Raw genomic sequence first — 13,046 nt, forward strand, 5'->3', positions numbered from 1 at the left:
TTTCTTCACCCAACAAAACCCGGCGGTTCAAGAGCAGGATTCATAGCCTCATTTCGCGACGATGACGCCCGTTACAGCGGCGTTGATTGCCGGCAGGATCAGGTTCAACACGCGGTTGAAGCGAACCAGCGAACCGTTGTCGACGTACACCACATCCTTCGGCTGAAGTTCGAACTGGTTCGCGAGCACCATCGAAACCGGCGATGTCGCATCGAGGTGATAGACCTCCGGCTGGTCGGCCGTCGAATTGCGGATCACGAACAACTGCCTCGGCGAGGCCGTGGTCGAGTTGAAGCTGCCGCTGTCGGACAGGGCCTGCGACAACGTCAACGTGCCGTTTCGCATCGGTGTGATGGTCGCCGGCTTGTTGACTTCGCCCATCACATAGACGGCGCTGTCGTCGCGCGAGGCCACCCGCACCATGTCGCCCGGTTGCAGATAGATGTCCGACGGATTGCGGCCGCGCTTGATCAGGTCGTCCACGTTGAGCGGATACGTCGTGCCGTTGCGGATCAGATCCACGCGGCTGCGGTCCGCGTTAGCGCTGAAGCCGCCGCCCAGGTTGATCGCGCTCGTCAGCGACATCGGAATGTCGTTGATCGACTGCGCGCCGGGCGTGCGTACTTCGCCGTCGAGGTAGACCTGCGCGGCACGGAACGACGCAACCCGCACCGTCACCTCGGGCTTCTGATACACGGTGCTCAGGCGCTTATGCAGCTCCTTCTGGATCGTCGCGACATCTTTCCCGGCAACGTGGACCGTTCCCGCATACGGAAACTGCACGTCGCCGTTTTCATCGATCAGGAAACCGGGCGCCGCGTCCGTCGGGCGTGCATTCGCCGCGGGTTGTCCAAGCGCCGCCGCGAGTTCAGGGTGATCCCATACGACAATCTGCAGCACGTCGCCAGGGCCGACCTTGTAAGCCGTCGGCTTGCCGAACAGCGCAAGCGTCGCGGGGCTGACGGCGGAAGACGTGCGCGCAGCGTTCATCTTGCGCAGCAACGACAGGTTGATATCGGTAATCGGTATCTGCACCTGCTGCGACGCCTCCGTGCTGTAATCCCCACCCGTGTCCTGCACCGCGGCCGGTGTAATCATTCGCTGGCCCGGTGCCAGCGAGCATGCGGAAAGCAGCGTTGCGATTGCGCAAACCAGAACGCTTCCTGTACGTATCCCAAGCGAGCCCATGATGTTTCCTCCTTGCGCCAGGTCGCTGTCCTCGGGGGAGACAGCGACCCTCGTGCTTGTTAACTACTTAGTAAGCGTTTCGATGCATCAGTCCCGCGACGATCGTCACGCCGATGATCCGCATGTCGAGTGCGAACGACCAATGCCCCAGGTAATACAGGTCGTGCGCGACGCGACGCTCCATCTTCTCGATGCGGTCGGTTTCGCCACGAAAGCCGTTGATCTGCGCCCAGCCGGTAATGCCCGGCTTGATTCGATAGCGATTGATGTAGCCGGCGACCACCTTCTGATAGAGGTCGTCGTGCTCGAGCGCATGGGGACGCGGTCCTACGACCGACATGTCGCCACGCAGCACGTTGAAAAACTGCGGCAGTTCGTCGAGGCTCGTGCGGCGCAGAAACGCGCCGACTTTCGTGACGCGCGGATCGTTGCGCGTCGCCTGCGTGAGGGTGCCTTTCTCCTCGATATGCGGACGCATCGAGCGGAACTTGTAGATCGTGAATACGCGCCCGTCCGCGCCCTTGCGCTTCTGCTTGAACAGCACCGGACCGCGCGACGAGAGCTTTACCGCAATCGCGATCGCGAGCAGGAGCGGGGCGAGGCCGATCAATGCAGTCGCCGCGAACAGGCGGTCGAAGATTTCCTTCTTCAGCATCGAACTGGCAGAGAGCGGCGAGGCGACGAGGTTGATCGCCGGCACACCGAGCAGATCGATGACGCCGCTGCCGTCGAACAACGCAATGCTGCGCACGTCCGGCATGAAGCGGATATTCACCAGATCGTCACGAAACTCGCCGATCAGCTTGCAGATCAGCGGCTCTTCGGCAAGCGACAACATGAGCCAAAGCTCGTGCACGTCGTTGGTACGGATGTAGTCGGCGAGCGCGTCCACCGAATCGAAGACCGGCACGCGCGTGCTGGTCACAGCGGAGACATCGGAGTGCGTGTTGTAGACCGCGGTGGCGCGGAAACCCGAGCCGGGCGCCGATTCGATCCGGCGAATGATCGCGTCGCACTGCGAGCCGCTGCCGACAATCGCGACCTGATGCAGATTCAGGCCGGCGCTGCGGGCACGCGCCAGCACCGCATGCGTGATCAGCCGGTAGGCGATCAGCAGGCCGCCGGTCACCGCGGTCCAGTAGGAGAACCACAGTCTCGACACGAAGTCGATGCGATGCAGCGAGTACATCAACACCAGCGCACTGCCCTGCACCATCAGCCACGCAAGCGAAACCTGGCTGGCCAGCTCCAGCTTTGAACGGCCGCGCCATGATTCGTAGACGCCGAACGCCGGAAACGTGGCCAGCGCAAACGCGGCGGAAAACATCGCCAGCGCCCAAAGGAAGCCGGATTGGGCGACGTAGTCGAAACGGATCTGAGATGCCACGGCCGCTCCCGCGAGTACCAACGCGACATCGAAAACTCGCGCGAGCAAATCCTGAAACTTGCGCATTTTGCTTACCTCGTTCTTGCCGTTCTTTTCCGCAGATGATTCCCGGCCCGCCGTTAGGAGCAGCGGCCGTAGCTGTCGTTGAACCTCACAATGTCGTCTTCACCCAGATAGGTGCCTGACTGGACTTCAATGATTTCGAGCGGCACTTTCCCCGGGTTTTCGAGCCGGTGACGCGTGCCGAGTGGAATGAAGGTCGATTCGTTTTCGCTCAGCAGAAACTGCTCGTCGCCACGCGTGACGAGCGCGGTGCCGCGCACTACGACCCAGTGCTCGGCGCGATGGTGATGCAGCTGCAAAGAAAGCTTCGCGCCCGGCGTGACGACAATGCGCTTCACCTGGAAGCGCTCGCCGCGGTCGATGGAATCGTAGAAACCCCATGGCCGCCGCACCTTGCGATGCGCGTCGGCCTCGGGCGCATGCTGCGCCTTGATGCGCGCCACCAGTCCTTTCACGTCCTGCACATGGGAGCGGTCGACCACCAGCACGGCGTCGGCTGTTTCGACTACCACGACATTGTTCGTGCCGACGCAGGCGACGAGCCGCCCTTCCGAATGGGCGTAACTCGACACCGCGCCTTCGAATGCCACGCGGCCACGGCCCGCGTTACCACAGGCGTCCTTCTCCATCGCGGCCCACACGGCGTCCCACGAACCCAGATCCGACCAGCCCGCATCGAGCCGCACGACAACGCCGGTAGGGACCGCGCCGGACGACGTGTCCGCATCGCCCAGACGCTCCATCACCGCGTAATCGATCGAGTTTGCCGAGGTGCTCAGAAAGGCATCCTCCAGCGGACGGAAATACGCGCCTTCGGTATGACCGTTGGCGAATGCGCGTTCGCACGCGGCGTGCATGTCCGGCTGCAGACGCTGCAAGGTATCGAGCCAGACGTGCGCCCGCACGATGAAAATGCCGCTGTTCCACCAATACGTGCCGGCCGCCACATACTGCGCCGCGATTTCCTCTGCCGGCTTCTCGACGAAACCGTCGATCACGTGACCGCCGTCGGGCAGTTCGGCGCCGATGCGGATATAGCCGAAGCCCGTATCGGGACGTGTCGGCGGCACACCCAGCGTGGCGATTGCGCCTTGCTCCGCGTGCCTAGCGGCGCATTCGAGCGCGCCTTGCAACGCGCGCACGTCGGCAATCGAATGATCGGCGGGCATCACGATGAGAATGGCGTCGTCGCCGTCCGCACACGCGAGCGAGGCGGCGAGCGTCAACGCAGGCGCCGTATCGCGCCGCGCGGGTTCGACGATCAGACGCGCCTCGACGCCGTTCTCATGAAGCTGCTCGGCGATCACGAAGCGGTGCTCCTCGCCGCAGACAATGATCGGCGCGGCATCCACGTTCCAGCCTGGGGGAAATCCCTCCATGCGCCGTGCGGTTGCCTGCAACAGCGAGTCGGAGCCGACCACGTCGATCAGTTGCTTCGGATAGTTTTCGCGCGACACCGGCCACAGCCGCGTGCCCGAGCCACCTGCAAGAATGACCGGCGCAATCCGCGTGCAACGCGACCCGGCTGTCCCGTTGCAAGCACCATCCGGGCCAACCGACGCAGCGCTCACAACTCCAGTTGTCAACATATTCGCATTCCTTACAATCCTTAAGAATCAACGCATTGCTCATCCGAATTGCTCAGCAAAACACTGCGCTGCCGAGGAGCCCGGCCGAGGCGCAGCGTGCGCTATTCGCCTACCATGCGGCGGCTCTGAATCCGGAATTCCGTGGGGGAAATTCTCATACGTTTGCGGAACACCTTCGCGAGCCGGTCGCCATTGCCCATGCCGGTGCGCCGCGCAATCTTGTCGACCGGCAATTCCGATTCGGTCAACAGGCTGCAGGTCACCGCAAGGCGCTCATGCAACAGGAAACTCGAGGGCGTGATGCCCATTTCCATCTTGAAGCGGCGCAGGAAGTTGCGCTCGCTCATCGCGGCGAACTGGGCCGCGTCGGCAATCGAAATGGCCTGCTGACAGTTCTCCTGCAGCCAGCGAGCCGCGGCGCGGACCTTGTCGCCCGGGCTCAGGCCGCCGTCCTCGCCGAGCAGCGGCGCAAGATTCGCGCAGGAGTCGGCAAGCAGGCGTTCTGCAACGGTGCGTGCAGCGGCGCCGCCCAGATCGCGCTTGACCATCGCAAGCGCGCTCCTCATCGATTCGAGCCGGTCGCCAGTGTCGCCGTTCGGTTCGATCTGGCGCGGCGGGACAGGCTGTTGGCGGAAATCGCCGGATTCCTTACTATCGGCGAGCGACGCAGCGTCCAGCAGCGAGCGCCCTTCTCCGATCGGACGAACCATGCCCGTGTTGCGGCGAACCCGCCGCAGCCAGGCGATCAGCCGTTCGTCGGAAGCGGCTGCGAGCGCGCCTTTGCCGCCGGCGACGTACAACGCATCGAAACCGCCGTAGTGCCGGGCGTCAAGCCCGTCGGTCCAGACGCGAAGCGCGGAGGAACAGGTCACCATGCCGCCGCCGGCCGACAGGAAGGAAACGTCGTACAGCCAGCCGCCTGAACCTGACGAGGCAAGTTCGTTGGCCGCCTGGAACACTTCGGCAACGACGCCGGCGCCCAGCAGCGAGCATTCGTTGAACATCAGTATCGCGATGCGACGCATACCCTTGTTCGGCGCATGCACCCAGCGCAGCATTGCAGACTCGAGACTCGCACAGGTCATAGTCATCCTCACCGGAAAACGGATCTACTTTTCACCTTGAACGACCCGCACAAAATGCTGCTCTGTGCGGTGCATCATAACCATCGCCAATCAAGCATTTAGCCGCCACGACCGAAAGAGCAGACATATTGGCGTCTCGCCATGGTGGCCAGCCAGTAATTTTCGGAACGATCATCGACCACTAATTTTTCAATGAATTAAAAAATCAATTCCACATATGAATGAATTTACATTTCGCGAATTTAACGTGTGTATTAATTACGGTTTTTTGTGTGCCGGCACACATACAACCACTGCTCGAAATGCTTGGACATCTGTCTGATCGCCCCAACATCCCGTTGATTTGAAGTGACTTTTTTCGATCGAACCGACAGAATGAGCGCAGCCGCCTTATCTTTACTAGCCCCGGTCATCAGAAGCGCGCCACCAATCTTTCTTCGGACGATACAATTAGCCGGCAGGGATATCTAAAGCAGGTCTTGAATATAAACAATTTTAGCGAGAAGAAATTATTTAATTCTTTGCTAGCGAGGCTTAAGAATATAAACGTGACGATTAATGTTTCAAACGTGAAACACGCAAGCAGGACAACTCCAGACCACGCGGCAATAGACGGGCCAGTGGCGGATTCTGTCGTATGAGAGACGGCATAATTCCGCCATCGAATTGCGGAAATACACTATGCGGTTTACGCAACAGATTGCGGTACGAGGTCGCTGAAGGCGGGTCTGACCTGGTGAACTAGCAGTTCGCCGACACGCCGGCACGTTTTCGCCGTGGCGGCACGCACCGAACGAGGATGGCAAACACATGCCGAACGTACGCGAACATCGCGCGCTGCGACTGCTCTCCAGGGTCCTTGCAGCTCAGGTTACCGGGCTGCGCATCGCTGCCTTGACGGCGGCGTTTGTGGCGTTTTTCACGGGTTTGGCCGGCCCAGGCTTCAATGCGTTTGGCGCTTCGGGTCAGGACAGTGCGAGCAATGCCGACATAAGCACTAACAGCGGCACTAAAAGCGGCACTAACAGCGCGACCGACAGCACAGCTAACTTCGCAGCCGATGGCCGGACCTGGACGCCGTGTGCGGCGGAAAACGAAACTTGCCCATTCACCGGCACGCGCGACGTGCTGTACGGCACGGCCGAGCGGCACGTCGTGAAGACGCTCTCGAACAGCACGGAATGCAATAACAGCGTGTTCGGCGACCCGGCGTTCGGCGAGAACAAGCGCTGCGCCGTGGCACTCTCCGCGAGTCGGGACACGCCGCAGAGTGCAGCCCCGCAGGCGGCTGTCGCGCGCCCAGCATCACGCGTGCCTGCCGGCCAGGGGCTGCGCTGCTCCGCACCCGCCACACAGGCCGGCGCGGCCGGCAACGGCGACCTGCTCGAAGCGGATACGCCCAGCGACGGAACGCGCCTCTTCGCATCAGGCAAGCCGTTTGCAGTCACCTTCACGGCGCGGCCGACACAAGGCGATACGCTCGCCTGGCAGATGCGCGACAGCTGGAATGTGGTGCGCGCAAGCGGCCGGTTCCCCGTCCCCGCGGGGGCCTCGGTATCGACACTCACTTGCGCGTCGGCACTCGCCGGCTACTTCGCGATTTCCGCTTCTCTGGAGCGTGCACACGGACAGCTCGAGTCGCGCGGCACACGCCCGGCGGGCATCGTCACCTTCGGCGTGCTGCCCGACCCATCCACCGCCTTGCCGCCCGCAGGTTTTCCGTATCAGGACCTGCATCGATTCGGCGGACAAGGCACCGCCTTTCTGGCGCCCGGCCAGCACTGCTGCGACGGCGACGGCTATCGGCCGGTCTATACGGCGCTCGGCCTGTCATGGGCAAACGACAATCGCAACTGGTACATGGAGGAACCCGACAAGGCCGGCACCTTCGACCCCGCGACGCGGCAGCTGACGTCCTTCTTCCGGCGCGGCGACATCATGCGTCTGATCCAGCTCGACGGGATTCCCAAGTGGGCCAGCCCGACCGGCAAAGAGACTCACAGCTATGCGCCGACCTCGCTCGCGCAATTCAAGGACTACATGGCCAAAGTCGGCGCGGAATCCAACCGCGTACGTATGACCTACTTCCCGAAGCAGCAGAACAACTACTATCAGGTCACCTGGGAGCCGGATGCGGATGGCGGGCTGCCCTGGCGCGACACCGATGCGAATTTCGTCGCGTTGTACGAGTCGGTCTGGCGCGGCATCCACTCGACCGATCCGCACGCCGTGGTGATGGGTCTGACCTATTCGTCGGTACAAGGCAACGTCCAGTGGCTCGGCCGTCTCGGTCCGCTCGGTATCGGCCGCTATCTGGACGGAGTGAGCATCCATGGCTATTACGACGCCGGGACGTCTCCGTCGCATCCGCCCGAGCGGCTCGCCAATGCCGGCGATCCGGCCGTGGCGGCCAATGCGCTGCCTGCGTCGATGCGGGCGCTGCGTCACCAGATGCGTCAGTACCTGAAACCCGGCGCGCGCCTGTTCGTGACTGAAACGGGCATCAGCTACGACATCGGCGAGGCCTACGGCAAAAACTATCCGGGCTGGAACGTGCTGTACGCGCAGGCGGCCGTCGTCGCGCGCACGCACCTGATCCTGCTCGGCGAAGGCGCGGACATGACCTACCTGTTCTATCTCGCGGATATGCCGGACGCCGCGCCCGGCTACGGGCTTTTCTTCGAGCTCGATCATCCAACCGGTGCTTACGGCCCGACGCGCATCAGCCCGAAACCCGCAGCGCTCGCCACGGCGGCGATGACGCGGATCATCGACGGAACCGAGACGCTCGGCCCGCTCAAGGGCGTGCCTAACGGCGTCTACGCCTACGCATTCCGCCGGCTCGGCAACGGCAAGGTGGTCACCGCGCTCTGGACCCATGACAACGAGACATGGAACGCCAAGGCGGGCTTCAGCACGGGTCAGAATGCGGACTTTCGTCTCAGGGTCGATGCGCCGGGCAAGTCGGGTGAGGTCGTCGTCTTCGACATGATGGGAAACGCGTCGACGCTGCCGTATCGCGATGGCGTGGCCAGCGTCAAGCTGTCCGCGGCCCCCATTTATGTGGTCTCCGGCAACGCGGACGTTTTCAGGGACGCCGTTATGACGCCGGAGGGCTACGCATCGCGATAGGCCGCCGTGCGAGTGTCGGCAACGCACAATCAACGCCTGCCGCCGGCCGCTGTCGCGAAGTAACGATACTTCGGCGCGTCGTGACAGGTTCGTCTGTCTTTTTGCCCGCGTAAAATTCTGCAAGGTACTGGTTCGCGTGCATGGCAACGCGCTGGAGCCCGAACATGAACGGCCTCGCCTGGACCATGCTGGTGCTTGCCGCAATGATCGGTGCATTGCTCTTCGCCACAGTCGGCGCAATCATCCTTGCGCTGCTGCTGGCGAACGTTTCCGGCCGGCTGACGAGAGACGACGCGGACCGGCGCGACGACTAGCGCCTCATGGCCAACCCGCATTCACCCCACGCTCTACTCGCAGGAGATGGCATGCTGGCAGCGATCGATTTCCTGGACATCGTTCGTCTGACGCCGCTGATCTCGATCGATCTGATCGTCGACGATTCCACCGGCCGCGTGTTGGTCGGCTATCGCCGCAACCGCCCCGCGCGCCGCACATGGTTCGTGCCCGGCGGTCGCATTCTGAAGGACGAAACCCTCGATACGGCGTTCACCCGCATCGTCGATGCCGAACTGGGCATCACGGAGCTCGAGCGATCGGCGGCGCTTTTCGAAGGGGTGTTCGAGCACCACTACGACGACAACTTCGCAGGCGAGCCGGACGTCTCGACCCACTACATCGTTCTCGCGTATTCGCTGACGCTTTCCAGCACCACGCTGGTCGGACGGCTCGATCAGCACAGCGAGTATCTCTGGCTCACACCTGCCGAGCTGCTGGCGCGCGACGACGTCCACGACAATACCAAGGCGTATTTCCGCTAGCGCATCCATCGGCCGGCGTGGATCCATGCGCTGTTGCCGGCGCGCGATCCGATTCCGATTGTGAGTTCGCGAACGTGCGGGCTCAGAGCGGCGCAGTAAGATCGGGTTCTCCTTCAGGACTCGAATCGACATGCGATCAATTGCAGCGACGCTCGTTCGCGATTCATCCATTGTTTTCCTTCTGCTGGTTTTCTTCGCCGTCGTCGCGCCTCGCTCAGCGCGAGCGGCCGACTGCAGCGCCGGTACGCTCGTCACCGTCGTCGCCCACCTCGATGACGATCTGCTGTTCGTGGACCCCGCCATCAACGAACGTCTCGACGCGGGCTGGTGTATCACCACGGTGCATCTGATCGGCGGCGCCAACGGTGCGGACTTCGCTTACGTGCAGACCCGCGAGCGGGCGTCCCGGCTCGCGTATGCGCGCATGGCCGGCGTGCCTGACGAATGGCTCGAATCCAACATCGCGATCGCCGGCAAGCTGATTCATCAGATGGTGCTGAAGTCGAAGCCGCAAGTCCGCCTGCTCGAGTTTCGCCTGCCCGGCGGCGGCGTGCGCGGCGGACGCGAACCGCTCGGTCTGCTGTGGGAACAGAGCGCCACGCTTTCGACTTACCCGATGAACGCGGACGGCTCCACTCGCGTGCAATACGATCGGGCCTCCCTGTCGGCGACGCTGAAAGTGATACTCGCGCAGGCCTCGCAGATCTTCACGCTCAATCCGGACACGGTGCCGTTCATCGAGCATCCCGATCATATCTACGCTGCGCGCATTACGCGCCGCGTTGCCCAGACGCTCGGCAAAAGCGTGCCGATCGAATACCACATCACCTATCCGACGGGCGACTGGCCCGCCAATCTCCCCGCCGCCGAGGTGCAGCGCAAGCGCGACATCGTCGCCAGCTACTTTGCGATCGACGGCAACGAGTATTCGCACGTGTTCGGCGAGTATCAGTGGAACGGCAACTGGGTCGCGCGCCGCTATGCGTTTGCGGATCGCACGGATCACCCCTTAGCGGATTCTCAGGCGCATCCCGTTCAACTGTTCAATGCGGCGTCGAACCGCTGCCTGAGTTCCAACGGCGCCGGCCGCGAGCCCACTCTTGCCGCGTGCACGGACGCCCGAACCCAGCAATGGCGTTGGCAACCGCTGGCCGTCTATCCCGGCAATGCGCGCAACGCCGCGCTCGTGAGCGTCGCGACATCGCAATGCATCGCCGAGCACGACGGCTTCCTGATCGCCGAAACCTGCGACGAATGGGACACGGCGCAGCGCTGGACGCCCTGGGACTTCGGCCTCGTCTACACGCCGCTGCGGCACTGCCTCGGCGAAAACGACGGCAAGCTCGCCATGCGCGGCTGCACGTCGCTCACCACACGCTACCGCTGGGCAACCACGCAACGCACCCAGGCAACCGACCTGCGGCTCGCAACGGCGATGTATGGCGATATCGCCGGCCACGGCGAGCAATCCGCGGTGTATGTTCAACGACGGCACGACGGTCCCGGCTTCGACGTGTATGCGGCGTCGCTGTCGAAAGCAGCGCGCCCTGTGCTCTGTTACGCCAACCCCGTCCCGTTCGACTACCGTTCGACGACGCCGAGCTGCGCCGACGACAAGCTGTGCTTCGACAGCCTGCGCTTCGTGCTGGGGGACTTCGACGGAAACGGCCGGGCCGATCTGATGGTCATTGCGGCACGCCGCGGCGGCACCGCGTTCTGGTTGCTGCGCAATGCGGGAAACAGGTTCGAGGCGCCGCGTCTGTGGCTGCAGACAAGCAGCGCCTTGAAGCCCGAGTTGACACAGCAGTACGTAGCGGCCGACTTCACCGGAACAGGACGCGCGAGCGTGTTGATCGCCCAGAAACGGGCCGATAGCGGCCTCGACCTCTGGCTTGCGTCCGCCACGGGATCAACCCGCGCCGCGCCGGCTCTTTGGGCGCAAGCAAGAAATTTGCGGCAAAACACCCATTTTCTGCCGGTCCACGTGGAAGGCTCGCGGGCCTCGCTGGTTGCACTCGACAGCTCAGACGGCCGGCTCGCGTTCACGCCAATCGCCAACGATGGAGCGCATCTGCTAGTCGGCGAACGCAGCATGCTGCCGGCACGCTTCGTACCCGAGTTCGTCAAAGCGACTATCGGTGCTCTGCATGGCAAAGACAGCGACGCGCTGATCCTGTTGACACCGCATCTGGACAGCGCAAGCGACGACGCTGTCATCGACATCGCGACCGTGGATCTTGCGGGCACGGCGAACGCACCCGTCCAGGTGGCGACCCTGCGCGGCATGTCGTGGTCGGACGTCTTTCCGGCTCTCGTGCGTGACAACGGCAATCCGGCGCTCGTGCTCTATCGAAGAACCGACGCGACACTCGGCGACTTTTATTTCACCGGCGGCTCAGCGGCGCTTCTGCGCTACCCGATCGGAGACGGTTTCGCCTTGGGAACCGCGCAGGATCTCGGCGAACTGCCGGGGCTTTTCTCGGAGACCTTGCGGATCGACCGGCTGGCCCAGTAGCGTGAACCGGTCGATCGCAAGTCGCTCATGAAGTCGCTGATGAAGTCGCTCATGCCGAAACCGCGAGCGGCCGCACGAACTTGCGCGCAATCGTCATGTAGCGATCCGCCGTGTCATGCAGCGTATATCCCGCCAGATGCCGGTTCGCACGCGGCGTACGCAGCGCCGCGAGCAATGCCCGGCCATAAGCCTCCGGATCGGTCGTATCGACGAGATTGACGCCGGCGAATCCGCTCGCGAAACTGAACGACGGAATCCGGTTGGCCACGACCGGAATGCCCGACGCGAGCGCCTCGAGAAAACCGATGCTCTGCGCCTCGAAACGCGAAGGCATCGCAAAGACGCGCGAGGACCGGAGGATGGCGGCGACATCCGAGCGGGGTCCGCTGACCGTCACGCGGCTATCCAACCCGAGCTGGCTGACCAGCGCCTGCACCGCCTCGTAATACGCGATGTCTTCAACCACGCCGCACAGCAGCAGATGCGCATCAGGCTCGCTTTGCAGCACGCGCTCGAACGCGCGAATCGTGTCCAACTGGCTTTTCCCTTCGATGTAGCGGCCAAGCTGAACGATCTGATTCGCGGGCACATCGGTATCCGGCGCGGGGGCATCGACGTCGTCCGCGAACTGCGAAGCGTCCACGCCATTAGGAATGACAACCAGAGCGGGATGCTGGCCGATCTCTCTCAGGTAGTCGTCGATATTTTTTTGCGACACGCCGATGATCGCCCTCGCCCGCCGTGACAACAGACGCTCGGCGTGCCTGAGCGCGCCGTTCTCGAAGTCGTTCACGCCGGAGTGCATGACCCAGACGATCGGCGTATGGACCGGCAACAGGCGCACATACAGTGCGGCAAGCGTTGCGTGAGCCACGATGAATTCAGGCCGGAACCGGCGCACCACGCGATACAGGTACAGCAGCTTGCCTACGCGCCCGTAGCGAATCTTGGGGAAGAGGCAGGTCACCCCGGCGGCCTGGAGCTCAGCCCGGATATCGGCGAAATCGTCCTGCTGCGGGAGCAGCGATGTCATGCACACTTCATGGCCGCCGCGCTGATGATGAATAGCGAGACCTTTGACCAACACCTCCGCCCCGGATAGTCGCGGCGCGTAAACCAGCTGAAGAATTCTCACGATTTATCTCTCTAGCAGGCTGTTGAATTTGGGTCCCGTGTAAACGGGGTTTGAGGGACAGGCGTTATGGATATCGTGTTCATGATCTTTGGCAGTGGATGCGATGCGCGGAATGGATGAGATGCAGGAACCCC

9 protein-coding genes are annotated in these 13,046 nt (G+C 62.8%); 4 read left to right on the top strand and 5 right to left on the bottom strand.

The genetic code is table 11. From position 1 onward, the window contains the following. Positions 1 to 48: 48 nt before the first annotated feature. The 4 genes from DLM46_RS32795 to DLM46_RS32810 form a co-directional block, all read right to left on the bottom strand. Positions 49 to 1,188 (bottom strand): polysaccharide biosynthesis/export family protein, encoded by a 1,140-nt coding sequence (locus DLM46_RS32795; protein WP_115107896.1) that lies wholly within the window; start codon positions 1,186 to 1,188, stop codon positions 49 to 51. A gap of 67 nt (positions 1,189 to 1,255) precedes the next feature. Beyond that, positions 1,256 to 2,641: an undecaprenyl-phosphate glucose phosphotransferase gene (locus DLM46_RS32800; protein ID WP_115107899.1), complete on the bottom strand. Its 1,386-nt coding sequence runs from the start codon at positions 2,639 to 2,641 to the stop codon at positions 1,256 to 1,258. 53 nt (positions 2,642 to 2,694) lie between these two features. Beyond that, positions 2,695 to 4,227 carry a mannose-1-phosphate guanylyltransferase/mannose-6-phosphate isomerase gene (locus tag DLM46_RS32805; RefSeq protein ID WP_115107901.1) on the bottom strand — a complete coding sequence of 511 codons (1,533 nt, stop codon included), beginning with the start codon at positions 4,225 to 4,227 and terminating at the stop codon, positions 2,695 to 2,697. Positions 4,228 to 4,328: 101 nt separating this feature from the next. Beyond that, positions 4,329 to 5,312: a GlxA family transcriptional regulator gene (locus DLM46_RS32810; protein WP_115107903.1), complete on the bottom strand. Its 984-nt coding sequence runs from the start codon at positions 5,310 to 5,312 to the stop codon at positions 4,329 to 4,331. A gap of 810 nt (positions 5,313 to 6,122) precedes the next feature. Between DLM46_RS32810 and DLM46_RS32815 the strand changes: the two genes are divergently transcribed. From DLM46_RS32815 to DLM46_RS32825, 4 genes are all read left to right on the top strand, one after another. Continuing rightward, positions 6,123 to 8,444 (top strand): hypothetical protein, encoded by a 2,322-nt coding sequence (locus DLM46_RS32815; RefSeq protein WP_115107905.1) that lies wholly within the window; start codon positions 6,123 to 6,125, stop codon positions 8,442 to 8,444. 164 nt (positions 8,445 to 8,608) lie between these two features. Beyond that, positions 8,609 to 8,758, top strand: coding sequence for a hypothetical protein (locus tag DLM46_RS39700; protein WP_165848105.1), 150 nt, complete (start codon positions 8,609 to 8,611; stop codon positions 8,756 to 8,758). Positions 8,759 to 8,809: 51 nt separating this feature from the next. Then, complete coding sequence (locus DLM46_RS32820; RefSeq protein WP_115107907.1) at positions 8,810 to 9,262, top strand: GDP-mannose mannosyl hydrolase; 453 nt, start codon at positions 8,810 to 8,812, stop codon at positions 9,260 to 9,262. Between the two features lie 130 nt (positions 9,263 to 9,392). Beyond that, positions 9,393 to 11,777, top strand: a complete 2,385-nt coding sequence (locus DLM46_RS32825; RefSeq protein WP_115107910.1) for an RICIN domain-containing protein — start codon at positions 9,393 to 9,395, stop codon at positions 11,775 to 11,777. Positions 11,778 to 11,826: 49 nt separating this feature from the next. Here DLM46_RS32825 and DLM46_RS32830 read toward each other — a convergent pair whose 3' ends face one another. Then, a complete protein-coding gene (locus DLM46_RS32830; protein ID WP_115107911.1) occupies positions 11,827 to 12,912 on the bottom strand; it encodes a glycosyltransferase family 4 protein in 1,086 nt (361 codons plus the stop codon). Between the last annotated feature and the right edge of the window lie 134 nt (positions 12,913 to 13,046).

Source organism: Paraburkholderia lacunae, assembly GCF_003353175.1.
Classification (GTDB): Bacteria; Pseudomonadota; Gammaproteobacteria; order Burkholderiales; family Burkholderiaceae; genus Paraburkholderia; species Paraburkholderia lacunae.

Bases quoted from the DNA above. Each gene is read 5' to 3' on its own strand.
- DLM46_RS32820 (WP_115107907.1), top strand. From the start codon at position 8,810: ATGCTGGCAGCGATCGATTTCCTGGACATCGTTCGTCTGACGCCGCTG.
- DLM46_RS32825 (WP_115107910.1), top strand. From the start codon at position 9,393: ATGCGATCAATTGCAGCGACGCTCGTTCGCGATTCATCCATTGTTTTC.
- DLM46_RS32810 (WP_115107903.1), bottom strand. From the start codon at position 5,312: ATGACCTGTGCGAGTCTCGAGTCTGCAATGCTGCGCTGGGTGCATGCG.
- DLM46_RS32815 (WP_115107905.1), top strand. From the start codon at position 6,123: ATGCCGAACGTACGCGAACATCGCGCGCTGCGACTGCTCTCCAGGGTC.
- DLM46_RS32795 (WP_115107896.1), bottom strand. From the start codon at position 1,188: ATGGGCTCGCTTGGGATACGTACAGGAAGCGTTCTGGTTTGCGCAATC.
- DLM46_RS32800 (WP_115107899.1), bottom strand. From the start codon at position 2,641: ATGCGCAAGTTTCAGGATTTGCTCGCGCGAGTTTTCGATGTCGCGTTG.
- DLM46_RS39700 (WP_165848105.1), top strand. From the start codon at position 8,609: ATGAACGGCCTCGCCTGGACCATGCTGGTGCTTGCCGCAATGATCGGT.
- DLM46_RS32805 (WP_115107901.1), bottom strand. From the start codon at position 4,227: ATGTTGACAACTGGAGTTGTGAGCGCTGCGTCGGTTGGCCCGGATGGT.